At 45.9% G+C, this 18,986-nt stretch carries 18 protein-coding genes, 1 other RNA gene and 1 pseudogene; 7 read left to right on the plus strand and 13 right to left on the minus strand.

What is annotated here, in order from left to right; translation table 11 throughout:
- Nucleotides 1-134 precede the first annotated feature (134 nt).
- The 5 genes and pseudogenes from TW84_RS09690 to TW84_RS09705 all read right to left on the minus strand — a co-directional run.
- Nucleotides 135-440, minus strand: a pseudogene (locus TW84_RS09690) (type I restriction-modification system subunit M N-terminal domain-containing protein); the annotation flags it as partial.
- A gap of 599 nt (nt 441-1,039) precedes the next feature.
- Nucleotides 1,040-1,534 (minus strand): hypothetical protein, encoded by a 495-nt coding sequence (locus tag TW84_RS23730; protein ID WP_157634024.1) that lies wholly within the window; start codon nt 1,532-1,534, stop codon nt 1,040-1,042.
- Nucleotides 1,535-2,290: 756 nt separating this feature from the next.
- An RNA gene (gene ffs, locus TW84_RS23850) (signal recognition particle sRNA small type) lies at nt 2,291-2,387 on the minus strand.
- A gap of 120 nt (nt 2,388-2,507) precedes the next feature.
- Entirely contained in the window at nt 2,508-4,499 is a 1,992-nt protein-coding gene (locus TW84_RS09700) for a GGDEF domain-containing protein (RefSeq protein ID WP_045975456.1), read from the minus strand.
- A 177-nt stretch (nt 4,500-4,676) separates the two neighbouring features.
- Nucleotides 4,677-5,417 (minus strand): VP0952 family biofilm-associated protein, encoded by a 741-nt coding sequence (locus tag TW84_RS09705; RefSeq protein WP_045975457.1) that lies wholly within the window; start codon nt 5,415-5,417, stop codon nt 4,677-4,679.
- 50 nt (nt 5,418-5,467) lie between these two features.
- Here TW84_RS09705 and TW84_RS09710 point away from each other — a divergent pair, with 50 nt between their 5' ends.
- A complete protein-coding gene (locus TW84_RS09710; protein WP_045975458.1) occupies nt 5,468-5,770 on the plus strand; it encodes an MGMT family protein in 303 nt (100 codons plus the stop codon).
- 21 nt (nt 5,771-5,791) lie between these two features.
- On the opposite strand, the gene TW84_RS09715 is transcribed toward TW84_RS09710, so the two are convergent.
- On the minus strand, nt 5,792-6,220 hold the full coding sequence (locus TW84_RS09715; RefSeq protein WP_045975459.1) for a YbaY family lipoprotein: 429 nt from the start codon (nt 6,218-6,220) through the stop codon (nt 5,792-5,794).
- A 191-nt stretch (nt 6,221-6,411) separates the two neighbouring features.
- Between TW84_RS09715 and tesB the strand changes: the two genes are divergently transcribed.
- Together tesB and bla are read left to right on the plus strand one after the other, a co-directional pair.
- Nucleotides 6,412-7,272 carry an acyl-CoA thioesterase II gene (gene tesB / locus TW84_RS09720; protein WP_045975460.1) on the plus strand — a complete coding sequence of 287 codons (861 nt, stop codon included), beginning with the start codon at nt 6,412-6,414 and terminating at the stop codon, nt 7,270-7,272.
- Between the two features lie 118 nt (nt 7,273-7,390).
- Nucleotides 7,391-8,242 carry a class A beta-lactamase gene (gene bla, locus TW84_RS09725; RefSeq protein WP_045975461.1) on the plus strand — a complete coding sequence of 284 codons (852 nt, stop codon included), beginning with the start codon at nt 7,391-7,393 and terminating at the stop codon, nt 8,240-8,242.
- 48 nt (nt 8,243-8,290) lie between these two features.
- Here the strand turns inward: bla and TW84_RS09730 are convergent, their stop codons facing one another.
- Both TW84_RS09730 and TW84_RS09735 read right to left on the minus strand, forming a co-directional pair.
- Nucleotides 8,291-9,316, minus strand: coding sequence for a YHYH protein (locus TW84_RS09730; RefSeq protein ID WP_205622478.1), 1,026 nt, complete (start codon nt 9,314-9,316; stop codon nt 8,291-8,293).
- 96 nt (nt 9,317-9,412) lie between these two features.
- Complete coding sequence (locus TW84_RS09735; RefSeq protein ID WP_045975463.1) at nt 9,413-9,886, minus strand: Lrp/AsnC family transcriptional regulator; 474 nt, start codon at nt 9,884-9,886, stop codon at nt 9,413-9,415.
- Nucleotides 9,887-10,001: 115 nt separating this feature from the next.
- Between TW84_RS09735 and TW84_RS09740 the strand changes: the two genes are divergently transcribed.
- On the plus strand, nt 10,002-11,066 hold the full coding sequence (locus tag TW84_RS09740; RefSeq protein ID WP_045975464.1) for a PLP-dependent cysteine synthase family protein: 1,065 nt from the start codon (nt 10,002-10,004) through the stop codon (nt 11,064-11,066).
- 74 nt (nt 11,067-11,140) lie between these two features.
- Here the strand turns inward: TW84_RS09740 and TW84_RS09745 are convergent, their stop codons facing one another.
- Both TW84_RS09745 and TW84_RS09750 read right to left on the minus strand, forming a co-directional pair.
- Nucleotides 11,141-11,461, minus strand: coding sequence for a DUF1244 domain-containing protein (locus tag TW84_RS09745; protein WP_045975465.1), 321 nt, complete (start codon nt 11,459-11,461; stop codon nt 11,141-11,143).
- A gap of 105 nt (nt 11,462-11,566) precedes the next feature.
- On the minus strand, nt 11,567-12,445 hold the full coding sequence (locus TW84_RS09750; RefSeq protein ID WP_045975466.1) for a Tim44 domain-containing protein: 879 nt from the start codon (nt 12,443-12,445) through the stop codon (nt 11,567-11,569).
- 192 nt (nt 12,446-12,637) lie between these two features.
- Between TW84_RS09750 and TW84_RS09755 the strand changes: the two genes are divergently transcribed.
- The 3 genes from TW84_RS09755 (at nt 12,638) to TW84_RS09765 (ending at nt 16,161) form a co-directional block, all read left to right on the plus strand.
- Nucleotides 12,638-13,228: a TetR/AcrR family transcriptional regulator gene (locus tag TW84_RS09755; protein ID WP_045975467.1), complete on the plus strand. Its 591-nt coding sequence runs from the start codon at nt 12,638-12,640 to the stop codon at nt 13,226-13,228.
- Nucleotides 13,229-13,255: 27 nt separating this feature from the next.
- Nucleotides 13,256-15,127 (plus strand): MFS transporter, encoded by a 1,872-nt coding sequence (locus TW84_RS09760; RefSeq protein ID WP_045975468.1) that lies wholly within the window; start codon nt 13,256-13,258, stop codon nt 15,125-15,127.
- Nucleotides 15,128-15,237: 110 nt separating this feature from the next.
- Nucleotides 15,238-16,161, plus strand: a complete 924-nt coding sequence (locus tag TW84_RS09765) for a YeiH family protein (RefSeq protein WP_045975469.1) — start codon at nt 15,238-15,240, stop codon at nt 16,159-16,161.
- Here the strand turns inward: TW84_RS09765 and TW84_RS24830 are convergent.
- The 3 genes from TW84_RS24830 to menC form a co-directional block, all read right to left on the minus strand.
- Complete coding sequence (locus TW84_RS24830; RefSeq protein WP_167336327.1) at nt 16,158-16,331, minus strand: hypothetical protein; 174 nt, start codon at nt 16,329-16,331, stop codon at nt 16,158-16,160. The genes TW84_RS09765 and TW84_RS24830 overlap by 4 nt on opposite strands.
- A 257-nt stretch (nt 16,332-16,588) precedes the next feature.
- Nucleotides 16,589-17,962, minus strand: coding sequence for an o-succinylbenzoate--CoA ligase (menE, locus tag TW84_RS09770; protein ID WP_045975470.1), 1,374 nt, complete (start codon nt 17,960-17,962; stop codon nt 16,589-16,591).
- The gene (menC, locus tag TW84_RS09775) at nt 17,962-18,948 is read right to left on the minus strand and encodes an o-succinylbenzoate synthase (protein ID WP_045975471.1); all 987 of its coding nucleotides are present in this window, start codon (nt 18,946-18,948) and stop codon (nt 17,962-17,964) included. Before menC ends, menE begins: the two co-directional genes overlap by 1 nt.
- Between the last annotated feature and the right edge of the window lie 38 nt (nt 18,949-18,986).

An 18,986-nucleotide genomic window follows, 5' to 3' on the forward strand; every position in this document is an offset into this window, starting at 1 on the left:
TTCCTAGGCTTGGAAAGGAAATACGTTGTCATCGGAGATACCGAATACAAGAGTCCCAATATCACTGGACAATGGTGGAATATCAGCGCCTAACGCATACCTGTGGACTGGGAGAATTATGAGGGGATCCGCCAGCGCCCCGCTAGACTTGAGAAAAGCTGTTTAGGCGCAATAAAGTAACCAAGGTTCTCAACACACTCTACACGAAGGTCATTGATTAGCTCTTTATCATCAGCAGCACCAACGCCAACAGTAAGAAAGGTAATGCCATCTTCGGCAAGCAGCTCATCACAGTAACGGTTTAGCTTATCTGAGAGATACTTGTAAAAGATCAGCCCCAGAATGTAGTCACGAAAGTCGTCTGCCGACATATTGCCACGCAGCGTGTTGGCGATGTTCCAGAGCTGTTTTTGAAGTTCTTGTTGGTGTTGTTGAACCATGGTTTACCTGTTGATGTACGTTCAATCAATAATTACGCCGAATTGTACCAGAAACCAAAGCGTTGCGATTGTTTTATGTCACGACCAAGATTGAAATGTCACCCCACCTACTCCACCAATACAGTAAAGGTATGGGGACGACTATTTATAAAGGAAACAGGTATTTATTGACGCCACCAGAGAACTTTCGATCTGTGTTTCCTTCTTCCGTCAACATCAACAATGCCTTTCCTACAACATTAGATTTGCTAGCGTGGATGTCGAGCGCATGTACAAAAAAGCACTAACAAGGATGCTGAGTATAACAAGTGTACTTCCTGCAATTTCCATAGCTTCCAAATGAATTGTTCCTTATCTTTTGAGCATATAACATCCTTAATAACAGGCAGTCTCGTTTTTCTGTCTGACTTGCCATTAACCTATTATAAGTAACTGAAAATCAATATAAATGCGTCAAGATATACATCGCATCAATATATAAAAGCGAGCGTGGGGGGTATATTAGCAAGAATAGAAAAAATTCTATTACTAACAATAATTTAGAGCGAGTAACCTACTCCAAAACCTCAGTAATGCCACACCTGCTCGTTGATGGCTAATCAACGCGAGGTGAGAGTTTGCTCTGCCTTAAGCGTTTTAACGATGCCATCTCGCTGACTATCGCTCAATGGAAACCAGCGGTTCTTCTGGATCTGCGGTTCAGACAGTACCTCAAGCAGTGCATCTGGGCTCAGTTTCGCCTTTCCGTAAGCCACCAGTTCAATCGGCTGCGCGCACAAAGACTGCAAATGACAAATACATTGGTCAACATCTTGGGTAAAACACAAGTTATAGGCATTTTGGTTTTGCAGCTTGATTAAACAAAGATCGGGAGTATCGCGAGATGGGGAGCAGTGCTCGGTGAAGCGATTGAGTTGCGCTTGTCTGATAAAGGCTTCGAGCCAGCTATATTGGGATGTTTGTTTGGGGTCGGGCCCGTTGAGCAGCGTCGATAAATCACGCATATGGGAGCGCATCAATTCAGGCTCGGTGTGAATACGATAGCAAATAGAATTGAGGGTCTTTAGGACATGACTATCATTAGGTTTCGGCATGACAACCTCCAGCAAGATGAAATCTTCATCACCACACAGAGACCCCATAACAACGGGTGGTGAACTGAACAAGGTTGAACCTACCGCTCACTAGTAAACGGCCAGCCGAAGCTGCCTCGCCCAGCTCACCGTAATACCAACCGGATTGTTCAAACAAAAACCAATCCGTTTTCTACAGGTGCGCCAAGGCAGCACATAGGGAGCAGCGTTTTGCTGACGCTCTATGCGACTAGTGAATTAAGGCAGGGGTTCAATCCTGGCACTGGATTTTGCCAGTGCTTTTGCAGGATATCGCTGGGGTTCTGAAGAGTCAACGGTTTCAGCGCGCAGGCCGATTAAGTGGTCAAAAATCAGTACCTTGTAAAGAGGTGTGTTAACAATGTGTCGAGTAAAGGATGAGGTTTAGACAAGGCCGTCACAGAGAACGGCTGCTATTGTTTAAGGCTGAGAAGAAAAGTGATTTAGGGACAGGCACCATAATCTATTTTCGCTTGGTTTATTAAATGCGCTTAGTACCATTAATTTGCAGTTATATTGGCTTGATTTGAGGCCAGGGAAATCACGCAAAACGAAGTGACCTTAGCTTCTCTTCTTCTGCTCTCTGGCTGAGCTCTTTTTGCTTCTGCTCTTCGATGTACTGATCAAATTCAGCACCTTGCACTAAGCCTTGCATGCTCTTAGCGTGGGTAAGACATTGCTTTGGTGAAATTTAGATAGCAAAACGCCGCTAATAAAAGCGGCGTTTTTAATGGGTGGAAGCCCCAGCCACATCCCGGCACACAAGTCACTCGCTGCGGCTGCTTCCTTCCGGACCTGACCGAGTTCACGAGCTATTGTTGCGGGAGGACCAGGGCCTCCATAGATTCTGTTTCCTTAGCATGGCTAAGGAGTGAGGGGATTATCAGCCATCACCGCAGGTAATTCAAGGGAAATTCCTAATATTTCCTTCGATTTAGTGCCAAGTGATTAGTCGTTAACCACCCTGACTTAAATGGACAACATTTTGCTCATGAGACTGACTACTTCGCATACCTTGATGACTTTCTCGTTTATGATCGTACATGGCTTGGTCAGCTTGATTAAGGACTTCTTGCAGGGGCATCAGCCCTTCTCTCGGAAAAGACACGCCTATCGCCACGGAGAGTTCCAAAGACACCTGATGCGCTTCAGACACAAAATGTATAGTGGAAAGCTTCTCCAAAAGTGAGTTTAAGGATTGCGAATCTGGCTGACCAATAAGAATAAACTCATCGCCGCCAATTCTATATCGGTACCCTTTCCAGAAACGTTCGATTTGTTCTGCCACCGCGCGCAGAACCTGGTCACCGATTTCATGACCGTAGGTGTCATTGATGAACTTAAAGCGATTCACATCTAGATAGAGCAAGGTGTAATGAGCACTTATACCCGAGCGGAAACGCCTGTGCATTGAACGTCGATTCTTGAGTCGGGTCAGATTGTCTGTGGTTGACTGGTTGTGAAGATACATAGCGACAATCGCTAGGAAGGCTAACACCAGCATAAACAACGCCCTGATATGACGCGAAAAGCGCTGTTCCGCCTGAAGGGTGGCTTTCCAGTCTGGCCGATAGTCATAGCGTTGGACAATTCGCTCGGTATCTATCATTTTCAGCGCCCGACTGAATAGAGGAGCTAGCGATGCCCCTATCTGATTTTTAGCAAAACCAATCGCGATATCTGAAGTGTAATACCCCCCTATCAACGGATCTTCCTTCAAAGGAAGGAGATCTTTTGACTCTCGCAAAAGCGAATTGAAGTTGGCTCGGCTTATCGCAATGTAGTCGACTTCATGATTCATTAACGCCTTCAGTTGCGACTCACTGCTGTCGTAGGTGAGTAATGTTTTCTTGGGCAGTAATCCTCTGAGTAGCTCCTCATAAAAGTCATCTTTTACCACACCGACACGCTCAGCAATCAGCTCTGATACATTGCTATATACATTATCTTTGTAACCTTCGCGCTTAACCAATATCGCTTCGGGCTGATAATACGGTTCACTGTAGTAAACAAGATCTTTGCGAACTTCAGAGATAGCAATCGGAGAAAGCACATCTATTCGCTTGGCGAGCAAATCACCATACATACTTTCCCAAGATTCATCCGCTGTGCTTTCAATCTGACAATTCAACATCAGAATATCGCAAGCTTGAACAACAATATCCGCGGTAATACCGGCGATAGAACCATCCTTGCGGTAAGTGGCGTATTGACCGATATTTTCTATTTTAACTCTGAGTGGGCGATTAAAGTTGATACCACTACTGAGTACCGCTTGTCGTAGTGCCTGCTGACGGATCTCAAACTGATATTGATTGATAGATTCGCGCAAAAGTTTCTGCACTTCAGCACTGTGTACATAGTGCTCAATCCTTTTTAACAAAGCCGGATGGGCACCTTTACGTGCGACGATGGAGACAGGTTTAACTGAAAGCTGATTGTTAAGTAGCTGAGCGTCATAACCCGCAATCAACATAGGCTTGAGCTGATTGATAGCATCAACCACACCACCCACACTCCCTTGCTTGAGTAATGTTAACGCTTCCGACTGACCAGAGTACTCTACCAAGGTTATCGAGGGAAATGCGTTGCGTATTAGCTCACCATAGATGGTACCTTTTGGCACACCGACAGTGCGAATCCCGTCCAATGTAGCATTCGTAGCACTAAATACGTACGTATATTCAATATTGGTTGGACTAGAGAAATCGAAATTTAACGCTCTCTCTGGTGTAAAAGTCACGTTCGCCGCGAAGTCACTCTCTCCAGCTCTCACTGAGTCAAGGATTGCGCCAAAGCTGGGATAATAGACGTATTCAATATTAAGAGAAAACTTAGACGCAACGGCATCGAACAGGACGCGCGTCACCACGTCGTCTGCTTCCATGGCAACTTTGTAATTGGGAGTCTGGGCTTTGACGGGCGGAAACCAGATAGTAAAAAACATGACAGCTATCCAGCCGAAGCGTCGTTTTATTAGCATAGAGAAGGTTCAAAAAGGCAGTGTGACGAGTAGGTGGTTACGTGCAACCACACAATAAGTGATGTTTAAAATATGCGCAATTCTGGCATAGATAGTGAAATTGTCCAAGCGCATATTTTAAAATCAATTTATTATTTTTGATTACAAATCGGCTTCCTCTTCTGAGCTACGCAGAATATAGTCTGTCATCCACGCGGTACCCAGTAGGCAAATCCACACAACAAACACTGGGTTTGGCACCTCAACCGTTGGCGTAACGACCAATGCAGCAAATCCGACCGTAGGGAGTGTCCAACACAACAGTTTTCCCCAATGAAAGCTTTCTAATTTAGCCAAGCTCTCCATAGACGCGAATATGCCCGTGACACAGAGTGCAACCAATGCCGCGTAGGATAAGTCAGCCATCCACAGAGGTAAAATAAGCCCCAACGCCCACCAACTATGTTGGTTATTGGGTTGCCAATAACGTACAGCCCACCATGTCACTATCACCGCCAACGTCTGCACCACGGTGACTACTGGTTCTCCACCGAGTTTGCCCGCCGACTGAGTCGTCATAATGCCCACCTGCAAGGTCACCACAATCAGTGCCGCGGTCAATACGACACCTAAAGTGCTTCGTCTGGAAAACACCACCATCATTAGTGGAAATAGGATCCACTGGCTCATCGACAGTGCAATCGGCTGATACGGCAACGTCAAACCATAGGTTGTGAGTGCCGCCATCAAAATAAGTCCGGCACTGCCCTTGTTCGGAATGATCCATAACGCAGGAATGATCAACGCCAAAATTGGAATGTCGCCGTCACTCAGACTGATAGCCCGAGCACAAACCACGGCCAACAAGGTTGTCACTATGAACTGAAATGTAGAAAATACCATGCCCTCTCCTCATCCCTTCCATGGAAAAATCGAACTAGGACAACATCATTATGGACCAGTTTTTAGTGCAAATCTTTGCGGTGATTCACCAAATTCCATGTGGAAAAGTCACGACTTACGGCGATATTGCCAAGCTTGCCGGTTATCCAGGCTATGCGCGCCATGTTGGAAAAGCCTTGGGGAACCTGCCAAAAGATTCCAAACTTCCTTGGTTTAGGGTCATTAATAGCCAAGGAAGGATTTCGCTAAAAGGGCAGCATTTAGTTAGACAAAGGGAGTTGCTGATAGCAGAAGATATTGAAGTCACCAACGATGGAAAGGTGAGCTTGAGAAAGTTTCGCTGGCAGCCCTAGGCTGCCATTTTACAGCCCAGATTATTGACTGACGTTCACTAAAACTAAGTCAAGTTGGCTGGTCTGTTGACGATCGGTGATAACCGGATATACGGTATCACTGATGAAACGCAATTGGCCTTCCACCTCGATTCGAGCACTGACGCTATAAGTGTGATGGGGCTTTATTTTTCTGGGATCAAACGCTAAATCAAATTTAAAAGGAACCTGAGTACCTCCCGTTTCAAATCGGTGTTTTGCTATCACTGTCGCGGGCGCATCAGCGAGTGAGATATCTTGTAGAGTCACTGTCACCAGCGCGTTTGCGGGTAACGCAATACGTTCTCGGTATGTAATCGTACCTGTAATGGCATCTATTTTATCGTCTTTAGTCGGTTTTGCTGGGGACTGGCAACCCAACAATGTCAGCCCAAGTAAAGCGACCACTAGTAGAGTTAATCCTTTCTTCATAACCCCTCACTAACTCATTAAAATTCCAACTATTATAGATTTCACTCTCTGGTTTGTCATGATGTGAACCAGCAGAATTCTCCACCCTGAGTCTAAAGATATTTTTATAACTTAATGTTCAAGTATCTGTTTAACTGATCAATTTGTGCTTAGAATAAGGCTATATTGATGAAATTGTTAAAGGTGTGAGAATGAGTAAGCCTCTCGACGAACTTCTAGAACTATTACAACTGGAAAAGCTAGAAGAAGGGCTTTTCAGAGGCCAAAGTGAGAACCTTGGCTTGCCTCAGGTATACGGTGGTCAAGTGATTGGCCAAGCACTCTCTGCCGCTCGATACACAGTGGCTGATGATCGAACTGTTCATTCATTTCATAGCTATTTTCTCTACCCTGGGGATCCGGAAAAGCCGATTGTGTATGACGTAGAAAACTTGCGGGATGGAAGAAGTTTTAGTACTCGCCGTGTCAAAGCCATCCAAAATGGTCGACCGATTTTTTATCTCACCGCTTCTTACCATGGTGAGGCCCCAGGTTTTGAGCATCAAAACGCCATGCCAGACATTCCAGGCCCTGAGAATTACGCTTCTGAATCAGAGCTTGCTGAACAAATAGCAGACTTTTTGCCAGAGAAAATCAAAGTGGCCTTTTGTGGTGAGAAACCGATTGAAACTCGCCCTGTAACAGTGGTAAACCCACTAAAACCCCACAAAGAAGAAGCAAAGCAATATCTGTGGATTAAGGCCAACGGAGCCATGCCGGACAACCAACTCATTCATCAATATCTTCTCGGCTACGCTTCAGACTGGGGCTTTCTGGTCACCGCATTGCATCCACATGGCGTATCACTGATGACGCCTAATTTCCAAGTCGCCACCATCGACCATTCAATATGGTTCCATCGACCTTTTAAGATGGATGAGTGGTTGCTCTACGTGATTGAAAGCCCGACGGCCAGTAACACGCGTGGCTTAGTACGTGGTGAGATCTATAACCGTCAAGGTCATCTGGTGGCTTCTGCCGTTCAGGAAGGTGTGATGCGGTTTACCAAATAGCCTTTCCCAAACAAGAGACCGAATGTCAGAATTATGTATACTCTAAACCCATCGGGTTTACTCAGGACATGACCTCAGATTAGGATGCAAAGCCACGTATAATATTTGGCTTATCTTAATGAAAAATATACTTATAACTCTGACCTGTCTCTTTTTGTCGTCACACACGGTTGCAGACACACTCACACAACAAGTCGCTCAGTTAGAGACTCAATCTGGTGGTCGTCTCGGTGTCGCCGTTTTGGATACCCAAAATAATCATCAGTGGCAATATCGTGGCGATGAGCGCTTCCCTATGATGAGTACCTTTAAAGCACTGATGTGTGCCAGCGCACTCGACCTTGCCGACCAAAACAAGCTTAGCTTAAACGACACGACCACGATTAAAGAAAGCGATCTGGTGACTTGGTCTCCGGTCACTGAAAAATTGATTGGTCAAGACATGACAATTCAACAAGCTTGCGAAGCGACGATGCTGATGAGCGATAACACGGCGGCCAATATCGTATTGCATCAAATTGGCGGCCCGCAGCAAGTGACACAATTTGTCCGCACTCTCGATGATAAAGTCACCCGCCTTGACCGCTTTGAACCGGAACTGAATCAAGCCACTCCAGGTGATAAACGCGATACCACCTCTCCTCATGCGATGGTCACGTCTCTCAACACCATTTTGCTTCAAGACGGGTTGAGCGAAAAAAACCAACAGACTCTGCTGACTTGGATGAAAAACAATAAAATCTCAGATTCTCTGATCCGCTCTATTTTACCCCAAGGTTGGTCCATTGCTGATCGCACCGGCGCTGGTGAGCAAGGTTCAAGAGCGATCAACGCACTGGTATGGAACGAGCAGCATAAACCGATCATTATCAGTCTTTATTTGACCCACACAGAGCTTGATATCGCGCAGCGCAATCAAACGCTCAACCAAGTAGCAAAACTGGTACTTGAACATTTTTCAGTGGAGTAGAAACGACAAAGAAGCCATCGCTGGCTTCTTTGCGTCTCCGATGCATGCTCAATGTGAATGCCCATGTGAACGCTCGGCACTGTAGCCGCTGAAACTCGAATCTACGGTGCCTTTAAAACAGTTGAGAACCCAAGGAAAAGAGTCAGTGATATAGTAAGCATACTGGCCATTCACTGTCATACCATTGCATTCATCGAGATCCCCTAAACCAACTGTGTATTCCCAATCCCCACGGAACTGTCCATCGTAGTTGCTACTGACGACATTACCTCCCACAACGGGAGCGGTATAGCTGCCTTCGTCGACACGGGCACCTGATTTCAACTGATAGCTAGCCACCGCCTTTCTCACTTGACCTGTTGACGTGTCCGTGAAGCAACTGCCATACACTGGGAAGCCATCAGCTGCAAAGCCAATGACCGGAGAAGCCTGTCCACCAGCACAATCCTGAATGAACATGGCGACCGGATTGCCATGATAGTGATACGCCCCTGTCGGCTGAACGTGAGCATTATGGATATCCGTACCGAAGCCATTCAAGGAAGACATAGGGTCGTAACGCCAAGGATTATTGATCTGGTCTTGCCCGCACCCTGTTTTTTCATCGCCGACGCCGTAGCAAGCCGCCGCGAGCAAGTCCACTTTGACGCCGTTGAGCAAGATCGCCTCAGAGGTTCCCAAGCTAAGCGCTGTGGCACTGGACGCAACACTCGGAGAAGCAGTGAACTCATAACGGATGCTCTGCTCTGTCACATTCGTCGCAAATGAAGCCGTCGCATCATTAAAATCATGATTCGGAATCGCATTCGACGCCACAATACACTTTGAACCACTAGAGGAAATATCAACTTGCCCGGTGAACAATAGCGACCGCTGAATATCACTGACTGAGGAAAAGAAAGTTCCTAAATATTGCTGACAGTCACCAGAAAGATTAGTGAAAAAGGTATTGGTGATATCAGATCGCGACGTGGAAGTTGTGGTCGAGCTTTCCTCTTCACCACTATTGCACCCAAACAGCAACAACGTCAGTACACCCGTCGCGGAATATGAGACTAAATTTGAGACTGGCATTTCATTCACCCAACTAATCATTGTTTTTAGTGAGATTAGCCAGCTCTGCAAATTTATAAATCTGATTTACCAGACTTTACGTGTCTATACACTTCTTTACGTTTCTCCAATCGGTAGCGCTGTCGTGTATTTCAGCGGCTCCATGGCAAAGGTTGACGTGACATTGGAGATGCCAGCGATGGAGTTAACTAATTTTTTATAGAAGTTATCAAAGCATTGCATATCTTTGACCTGAACTTTCATCATGTAGTCGTACTCACCAGCCATTCGATAAAATTCCATCACTTCAGGAAAGTCTGCAGCGGTAGAAACAAATTGACTGTACCACTCATGGGAATGGTCGCAGGTTTTCACCAAAACAAAAGCGGTGAAAGATAAGTCGAGCTTTTCCGGGTTAAGCAAAGCCACCCTTTTTTCAATGACACCTGATTCTTCAAGCTTTTTCAGCCGCTTCCAGCACGGTGTAGTCGTTAAATTCACCGCCTCTGCCAAGTCATTTAAGGACAAGGTTCCATCTTGTTGTAACAACGCTAAAATTTTTCGGTCTACCTTATCCAACTCCACACCCATAAAGAACTCCTATAGAAAAATTTTCTACAAATAAAGCAAATTAAAGGCAATTAGGCAAAGCATTTCTCCTAATATATAGATAGATTATTAGCATAACGATGCTAAGGAGGTACTCATGTGTACAGACCACAACTGGATTAATAACGCGATTCGAAAAATTGAGGCTGATTTCCAACGTTCCGCGGATACGCACTTGATCAAATTGGATTTGCCCAGTGTGGCAGGGATCGATATTTATCTCAAAGATGAAAGTACACATCCGACAGGATCTTTAAAGCATCGTCTGGCACGCTCACTGTTTCTTTACGCAATCTGTAATGGATGGGTCGGCCCAGAAACCCCAATTATTGAATCATCATCTGGCAGTACTGCTGTATCAGAAGCCTATTTTGCTCGGCTACTTGGTTTGCCATTTATTGCCGTTATGCCTAAATGCACAGCGAAGAAGAAAATTGAGCAGATTGAGTTTTATGGTGGTCAAGCACATTTGGTTGATCGCTCAGATCAAATCTACGCAGAATCACATCGATTAGCGAAAGAACTCAATGGCCATTACATGGACCAGTTCACCTATGCCGAGCGTGCGACAGACTGGCGTGGTAACAACAATATCGCCAATTCTATTTTCAGCCAGATGAAGCTTGAAGATAACCCTATTCCTAAATGGGTAGTCATGAGCCCAGGCACGGGCGGGACTTCCGCTACTATTGGCCGTTTTATTCGCTATCAACAACACTCGACTAAACTTTGCGTCGTTGACCCTGAAAATTCTGTCTTCCACGAATTCTTCAAAACAGGGAACCCTGAACTCAAGGGCAACTGCGGAAGTAAAATCGAAGGCATCGGTCGACCTCGCGTAGAGCCAAGTTTCATTCCAGGCGTGATTGATGAGATGCGCACCATTCCAGATGCCGCTTCTGTTGCAACGGCACATTGGCTTGAAAAGATCCTTGGCCGTAAAGTAGGTGCGTCAACGGGAACTAACCTATACGGTGTACTGCAGATAGCAAGTGAAATGAAAGCACGCGGCGAAACAGGCTCTATCGTGACACTTTTGTGTGATAGTGGTGAACGTTATCTAGACACCTACTACAATAGTGAGTGGGTCAAACAAAACATCGGCGACTTGCAACCTTATCTCGCAAAATTAGAAGCGTTTAAAGCAACGGGCCAAATCTAAATAACAATAACAACATCAGTTGGAAACTCAAACGCCACTCATCTGAGTGGCGTGTTTCATATCAGGGGAGAGCGTTAACGCTTTTTCTGACGTGCTTCGAAAGCCGCGAGTTGTTCAGGTGTCGCTTTCGGCTGGTGGTTCTGTTTCCACTCATCGTAAGTCATACCATAAACACGCTCACGTGCATCATCGATATCCAGCTCTAAACCCTGAGTTTCCGCTTCAGCTTTATACCATTTACTGAAACAGTTACGGCAGAACCCCGCAAGGATCATTAGATCGATGTTCTGTACGTCTTTATTCTCATCAAGATGAGAAAGTAGGCGGCGAAATACCGCTGCATCCAATTTATCCTGCTCTTCCTGAGAAAGGTTTTTATACTTAAATTCAGCCACTTTACTTGCCTATTGTTGTTCTGTATCGAATTATCTTATCAAGTCTTTGTCCAATACAAAAACGCCCAAGCACTTGGCTCGGGCGTTTATTATCAGGTTGTGCGGTTAACCTTGAATACCGACAATCAACCATGGAGCATTAGGTACCGTTAGGTCACGCTCAAGGTGCCAGATGTCTTCAATGTTTTCTTCAACATTCTCTACTGTATCACGGTAGCGACCGCTAAACTGTAAGCTAAGCTGTGCTTTGCTTGCATCGTAGTCGGCACGAACGATTTCTGCGTCAACGTACATCACATCTGTATGCTGCTCACCTTCCAGTTTCGCACGCTCTGATTTTAAATCTTCAAACAGACTTGGAGAAACATATTCCTCAATCGTTTCAAGCTGGTTGTGGTTCCATGCACCTTGAAGCGTTCTGTAATGCTCACGAGAGCCATTCACAAAAGCCACTTTGTCAAAACCCGGTGGATAGTTGTGCGGAATATCGGACTGAGCACCAAAACCAAAACCGCCTTGGCTGCCAGACTGAGGCTGCTGTTCGAAATTATGAACATTAGGCTGCTCAAATTTAGCTGCAGAGCCGCCGAAAGCAGGCTGCTGTTTATGCTGATTCATACTGCCTTGCTTCGACCCAAGCAGACCTCGCATCAATTTGAAGATGACAAACGCCACCAAACCCATGATAAGGATATCCATGAACTGGATTCCTTCAAACGCGCCACCGAAGAATGCCGCTAACAAACCGCCCGCTAACAGACCGCCAAGCAATCCGCCCATCAGGCCTTTTTTAGTCGACCCTTGCGTTTTTGCGCCTTGGTCTTTACCAATCGTGTTTGTGTTTTGCTGTTGTTGCTTTGGTGCAGGAGCTGTTTTAAAGCTCTTACCAAATGACTTGCCGCCACCGAACTTCTTCGCTTCAGCGATAGGAGTAATAGCAACAGAGACCATTAGTAACGCAACGAGGGAAAAAAGTCGTTTCATATTTTTCCTTAGGGTTTCCTGTATAAGGTAAGAATTATACTTATGGGGCAATAGTAGCCTTTGTCTCTAGAGAATGAAATATGCCAAAGTCGAATACATGTATCAAAGTATTGCAAATTCGAAGATAGTCAGTTGCGCTTCACACACAGCCTCATTAGAATATTGAACGTTGTTCATTTTTGAAATTTTGTCATGGCCCGTAGAAACGATCATACACGCGATGAGCTTATCGCTCTCACGTTAGACACAGTAAAAGAATTCTTGAGCGAAAACTCCTATCACGAGTTAAGTTTGCGCAAGGTTGCGAATATGATCGGCTATGTGCCAAGCACACTGGTCAACGTGTTTGGTAATTACAATCTACTGCTGCTTCATGCTGTCGCTCAGACTCTAGATGAGCTAGCAAGTGAAGCAAAAGTGGTTGTTGAACAGAGTCAGGCGCCAAAAACGGCCTTGTACGAGCTCGCTTACTGTTATCACGACTTTGCCCAGCGCCACCCTTACCGTTGGCAGTTAATTTTCGAACACAATATGCATGGTGAGACGCTACCCGAATGGCAAGCTGAACGTATTGATAGCATGACGGGCATGCTTGAACAGCTACTCCAAGTTATCGCTCCTCACCGTTCAGAAAAGGAAGTGTTACAAGCCAGTCGAGTACTTTGGTCTGGTGTCCATGGTATTACCTTGTTGAGTGTTGATGATAAGTTCTTCGCAGCAGAACCTATCGACGGCAAAGAACTGATAAATAACCTACTCTCTAACTACATCGCGAACTGGTAATCGCATCCTAAAGGAACAAGGATCACCATGCCAAACAGCCAAACTTCTCTTTTAGGACAGAGACGATTTCTGCCCTATTTCGTGACCCAATTTTTTGGTGCTTTTAACGATAATATTTTTAAAAACGTCTTACTGCTTTTCGTCGCTTTCGCTGGTGCTGGTGCCTTACCTATCTCCAGCAATTTATTCATCAACCTTGCGGCTGGCTTGTTTATTTTGCCTTTCTTCCTTTTTTCTGCCTCTGCTGGCGTATTGGCCGATAAGTATGAGAAGTCTTGGTTCATTCGCAAGGTCAAACTGGCTGAAATTGGCATTATGACTCTGGGGGCAATTGGCTTTATCACCGAAAGCTACGTCATCCTGTTAATTCTACTGTTCTTGATGGGGACGCAATCGGCATTTTTCGGTCCGGTAAAATACGCACTATTACCACAGCAGCTTAAACCGCAAGAGCTGGTGCCGGGTAATGCTTTGGTAGAAACAGGCACGTTTCTCGCCATTCTTCTCGGCACGCTAGGTGCAGGCATTATTGCTTCAGCGGAAAGCGCCAAATACGTGGCAGCAGGATGCGTCGTATTGTTTGCCGTGTTTGGGTACCTCGCCAGTCGTTCAATTCCTGAAGCCCCCGCAAGCGCACCAGACATAAAATTCCGCTGGCAGCCGATCAAACAAACCCGTAATACCATCGCCATCGCTAAATCTGACAAAACGATTTTCCAAGCCTTGATGGCGATCAGCTGGTTCTGGTTCTTGGGGGCTGCCTACCTGACTCAGTTCCCTAATTTCACGAAACTTTATCTCAATGGCAGTGAAAGTGCTGTTTCGTTCCTACTGGCACTTTTTTCTGTCGGTATTGCCATTGGATCGCTGGCTTGTGATAAATTATCCAACCACAGAATTGAAGTCGGTATCGTGCCACTGGGTAGTTTAGGGATTTCAATATTTGGTTTCTTAATGGCAACCTCTGTCCCAGCCAGTCTGCCGGAGTTTGAAAGCTTTACAGATTTTGTGTCTTATCAGCCATTATGGCCGGTGTTCATCTCGCTGTTGATGCTGGGTGCATCTGGTGGGGTGTTTATTGTGCCACTCTATGCATTGATGCAGCAGCGTGCCAAAGTCACAGAGCGCGCTCAGGTGATTGCAGCACTCAACATCTATAACTCACTGTTTATGGTTGGCAGTGCTGTACTCGGTATCGTCTGCCTAGCGGTGATAGAAATGAGTATTCCGCAGCTGTTCTTGTTACTCGCATTCATGAACCTAGTGGTTGCCATGTCCTTGTTCTTGCGTGTACCTGTTTTTGCCGTACGATTCATCGTCTGGATACTGACGCATACCATGTATCGCGTGAACCATAAAAACTTACACCACCTGCCTGAAAAAGGGGGGGCACTCATTGTCTGTAACCACGTCAGTTATATGGACGCCTTGTTGTTGAGTGCGGTTTGCCCAAGGCTGATTCGCTTTGTAATGGAAGAAGATTACGCCAACCTTCCACCTTTGCGTCGTTTTCTTAAGCGCGCGGGAGTAATCCCTATCTCAGCTTCCAACCGACGCTCCATTCGCAATGCGTTTGGTGAGATAGAACAAGCGTTAGAAGAAGGTCATTTGGTATGTATTTTTCCTGAAGGGCGCCTCACTAGCGATGGTGAAATGAATGACTTTATGCGTGGTATGGACATCATTCTAAAACGGAGTCCTGTCCCAGTTATCCCTATTGCGATTAAAGGTTTATGGGGTAGCTTCTTCAGTCGATATAAAGGTAAGGCTTGTAGCGGGCTGCCTAGCAGATTCAGGTCCAAGTTAGAGATAGAAGCAGGTCAGCCTGTCGACTCATCAGCGGCAACCACTAAGTTAATGCAGCATAAGGTCTCTCAGCTCAGAGGTGACTGGAAATAACTTTACGAACATACGTTCATTAAATGTGAACGTATGTTCAATTCATTCAAATCTACTTATCGGCTGGATTTGGTTACACTCACCAGCTGTTTTGATTGCTACTTTCTGTAATGACGACGATTAAAAAGCAACTGCCATTTTGGTTGGCAATGATCATCTGCCTAACACCATGGGTGACTTCACCAACCGCATTGGTGATTGGTTTCTTACTGGCTTCATTGGGCATGGTGCCACAAGATTTTAATCTGGCAAAAGTGACCAAAAAACTATTGGCTTATTCAATAGTCGGCTTGGGCTTTGGCATTCAATTCAAAAATGCCCTTGCGGTTACTTCAGATGGCATTGGTCTTATCATTACTACCATTATCGGCACCTTATTTATAGGCTGGTGGGTGGCAAAAGCCATTGGCCTCAATAAAGAAACGGGCTATCTGATTTCTTCTGGAACCGCCATCTGTGGTGGCAGTGCGATCGCCGCGGTTTCTCCTGCTATCAAAGCAAACGATGAGCAAATCGGCCTTTCTTTAGCCACCGTATTTGTCCTAAATTCTATAGCTCTGTTTGTCTTCCCTGTGATTGGCCATGCGCTGAATCTCGATCAACATACTTTCGGCACTTGGGCAGCGATTGCCATACATGATACTTCATCCGTCGTTGGTGCTGCCTCCGCCTACGGTGAGGAAGCACTCACCACCGCGACAACCTTAAAACTGGCAAGGGCTCTTTGGATTATTCCGGTTGCGTTGTTTAGCGCCTTTTTATTCCGTAGCGATTCGAAGAAAATCACTATCCCCTACTTCATCTTGTTTTATTGCGTCGCGATTGCAGTCAGCGATCTGTTGCCACAGTTTGAGGTGATTTATCAGGGAATCTTCGATATTGCTAAACGGGCTTTAGTGGTGTGTTTGTTTTTGATTGGCTGCGGAATTTCGGTGGAAAAGCTCAAATCGGCAGGACCTAAACCCCTGCTGTTTGGTGTTACGCTGTGGATTGCTATATCGACCAGCTCATTAGCATGGTTGACACTTAGCTAAAGCTCCTCCGGCTCAATTTTAAGCTTTTTGCGCTTTTGTCGTTGGTATATTAAGACCAAAGCGGCGATAAATAGAAACGCAGATAACTCAGCCAGTGATCGCACCAAGCCTTCACTTTGCACTGCAACCACAATCTGAATCAATATTGCCAACACAATGACGGCTTTCATGATCGCCTCTTATATCCATATACTCATATTTCAGGCAGTATTATGAGATAGAGTTATAAGTTTGATAAATTCAGATTTGGACTATGAAAGATCAATTTCAACTAAGTTGACTTTCACATTGGCCGATTGAGTAACGAACAGGCCATTGCTTGCTGAGTGCGCTGGGCATGAGAGCTCAGCCAAAGAAAAAGCGTTCGCCAGTTAATTAGAGAGAAATGTGGTGATTTCACGACTAGTCACCGATTCTGTGCTGCACATTATTTATCGAGTTGAGTCAAAAGCCAATCTTTGACTGCTTTTCGCGACACTTTGATCCCCGACTGGCAAAGACACTCTGGCAACTCGTAGTAGGCGATCGGCCATTTAAATCGAGTTAAAAACTCACCGAGATGCTGCTCGATACAGTTTATATCTAACCCTTGATGACTTTGAATAACGGCGATCGGCCGATGCCCAAACTCTTGGTCTTCAATTGGCACTATAATGGATTGAATCACATCTGGGAGCTGGTTGAGTACGGCTTCTATCTCTTCACAATGAATGTTTTCGCCACCTGAGATGAACAGATTGTCTACTCTGCCGATAATTTGCAGCTCATCGTTTTTCCATTCACCGAGATCTTTGCTATCGAACCACGTGTCGTGCACCATAGGTTCAAGCGTACCCTGCTGGTAATAACCAGAGGCTAGCGTTTCTCCCCCGATGTAAATCCTCTGCCCTTCAAGTTTCACCCTGCGCTTGGGCAATACCTTGCCTGCCGTAGTGTCACTATCTACCCGCTTCGCCGTCACGGTAGAAGCCGCTTCCGTCATGCCATAACCTAGCCAAGTTTCAATCCCCTGTTGCTCCGCTTTGAGGCTCAGAGAAACGGCGATGTGACTGCCCCCGAGTAAGACATGGGTCAGTTCAAGTGGCATATTACTGTCCAATAACCGCTGAAGTTGCGTTGCCACCAGCGACGCATGCGTCACGTGACGAATATCTTCTTGAAACAGTCCGGCCCCCACTTTTAACATCGCACCTGCATGCAACCAGCGATAGATAATCGCCAATCCCGAAACATGGTACATAGGTAAGCTTAACAACCAGCTATCGCCCTGCTTAAAAGTGAATTTTTCCAGCAATCCTGATGCAGAAGCTATATGTTGGGCAGAGGTGTGCGCCACCGCTTTCGGTGTTCCTGTTGAACCTGACGTAAATACAATCGACGCTAAATTATCGGCTTGATAACCCGCGGGATAGTCCGCCAAATCTGCACGCTCTACCGTCATCGTCGACAAGGAAGAAAGCATCAAGTTAGGTGGTGCCACCCAAACTTTTCGCTCTGTTTCCGGCAAGTAGAGTGATGCCAACTTGGTATCCAGCTCTACTTGAGTCTGTGGCATCGTCAAAGCACAAATTGCACCAATCTCCATGCACGCAAGATAGGCTAACAATAGATCCAAGCTGTTTTTACCAACACACGTCAACACCTCGCCGCGCGCTAGCCCCTGTGCAGATAAGCTCGCCGCAACTTCATCCACCATTTGTACTAGCTCAGCCCAGGTGTATTGCCTCTCTTGATGATGCAGGGCTAACAAAGATGGGCTCAACTGAGCCCATCGTTTCAAAGGAGAGAGTTGGTTTTGCATTAAGATTGCCAGATGAGTGACTGGCCTGACAGAGCAGTCACCGGAAGATCACAGCCAGGCCAAGTCACTTCTAGTTGCTGGGCAAACAAACCTATGGTGTCTAAGCCCGGAATCTCTTCAGGTAGCTGCCATTGGGCAAATCGAGCCAATTGCGTCAGGCCCACACTGGATTCAATACTTGAACTGACCACAGGCTTTATACCTAACGCTTTAGCGCGGTCGATCAGCTCTATACAACGCTCCACAGAACCAATTAACGTTGGCTTTATAATAATGGCTTTGGCTCCATTATAGTCTTCCAGTTTAAAGTCATCTTTACGGATAGCATGTTGAAGAGTTTCGTCCCAAGCAATGGCAATCCCAGTATCGATAGCAAAAGAAAAGCTATCACCTGGAGCCTGGCAGGGTTCTTCGACAAACGCGATCCGTTGACGCAGAGAAGGTGCAATCTTTTTGGCAAATTGCTGCGCTTTTTCTGCGGTCCAAGCTCTATTGGCGTCTAGCCTTAACGTGAGGTCTGGAATAGATTCCAAGAACAGACTGACAAGCAACCCATCACGAACAGGTTCATACAGCCCCACTTTGATTTTCGCCACTTTTTGGCCTGACATGCGATCAAGTTTAGGCAGCAGCTCGTCTGGGTCACCAGAGCACAGCGGCGCGGCTTGGTAACAGCCTGTGTCAGGAAGGCCGTTAGCCAACTCCAGTTGCGCCATGGATAAACCAAAAGCCACCGATGGGTATAAATCTTTGTAGTCGAGGACTTGACCACTTTGCCAAAGAGTAAGTTGTTCGATGAGCTGAGGGTAAACCTCATCCAAACTCTCAATGCTAAACCCCGGTAAAGGCGCAATTTCACCTCGACCTATTTCTCCGTCACTTTCTAGTACAACCACAAAGCCTTCTCGTTCCGTGAGCCTCTGCTCTCTCAGTATCACTCCGCTGTCCATAGGCAGCTCGTAGCGATACAGTTTGGCTGTTCTCATACCAATATCCCTTATCATCGTTGTGTAATCGTTGATAT

This window comes from Vibrio neptunius (assembly GCF_000967495.1).
GTDB classification, from domain to species: Bacteria; Pseudomonadota; Gammaproteobacteria; order Enterobacterales; family Vibrionaceae; genus Vibrio; species Vibrio neptunius.

Excerpts from the sequence above, each read along its gene's own strand:
- TW84_RS23730 (WP_157634024.1), bottom strand. The coding sequence starts at position 1,534 with ATGCCGAAACCTAATGATAGTCATGTCCTAAAGACCCTCAATTCTATT.
- TW84_RS09700 (WP_045975456.1), bottom strand. The coding sequence starts at position 4,499 with ATGTTTTTTACTATCTGGTTTCCGCCCGTCAAAGCCCAGACTCCCAAT.
- TW84_RS09705 (WP_045975457.1), bottom strand. The coding sequence starts at position 5,417 with ATGGTATTTTCTACATTTCAGTTCATAGTGACAACCTTGTTGGCCGTG.
- TW84_RS09710 (WP_045975458.1), top strand. The coding sequence starts at position 5,468 with ATGGACCAGTTTTTAGTGCAAATCTTTGCGGTGATTCACCAAATTCCA.
- TW84_RS09715 (WP_045975459.1), bottom strand. The coding sequence starts at position 6,220 with ATGAAGAAAGGATTAACTCTACTAGTGGTCGCTTTACTTGGGCTGACA.
- tesB (WP_045975460.1), top strand. The coding sequence starts at position 6,412 with ATGAGTAAGCCTCTCGACGAACTTCTAGAACTATTACAACTGGAAAAG.
- bla (WP_045975461.1), top strand. The coding sequence starts at position 7,391 with ATGAAAAATATACTTATAACTCTGACCTGTCTCTTTTTGTCGTCACAC.
- TW84_RS09730 (WP_205622478.1), bottom strand. The coding sequence starts at position 9,316 with ATGCCAGTCTCAAATTTAGTCTCATATTCCGCGACGGGTGTACTGACG.
- TW84_RS09735 (WP_045975463.1), bottom strand. The coding sequence starts at position 9,886 with ATGGGTGTGGAGTTGGATAAGGTAGACCGAAAAATTTTAGCGTTGTTA.
- TW84_RS09740 (WP_045975464.1), top strand. The coding sequence starts at position 10,002 with ATGTGTACAGACCACAACTGGATTAATAACGCGATTCGAAAAATTGAG.
- TW84_RS09750 (WP_045975466.1), bottom strand. The coding sequence starts at position 12,445 with ATGAAACGACTTTTTTCCCTCGTTGCGTTACTAATGGTCTCTGTTGCT.
- TW84_RS09755 (WP_045975467.1), top strand. The coding sequence starts at position 12,638 with ATGGCCCGTAGAAACGATCATACACGCGATGAGCTTATCGCTCTCACG.
- TW84_RS09760 (WP_045975468.1), top strand. The coding sequence starts at position 13,256 with ATGCCAAACAGCCAAACTTCTCTTTTAGGACAGAGACGATTTCTGCCC.
- TW84_RS09765 (WP_045975469.1), top strand. The coding sequence starts at position 15,238 with ATGACGACGATTAAAAAGCAACTGCCATTTTGGTTGGCAATGATCATC.
- TW84_RS24830 (WP_167336327.1), bottom strand. The coding sequence starts at position 16,331 with ATGAAAGCCGTCATTGTGTTGGCAATATTGATTCAGATTGTGGTTGCA.
- menE (WP_045975470.1), bottom strand. The coding sequence starts at position 17,962 with ATGCAAAACCAACTCTCTCCTTTGAAACGATGGGCTCAGTTGAGCCCA.
- menC (WP_045975471.1), bottom strand. The coding sequence starts at position 18,948 with ATGAGAACAGCCAAACTGTATCGCTACGAGCTGCCTATGGACAGCGGA.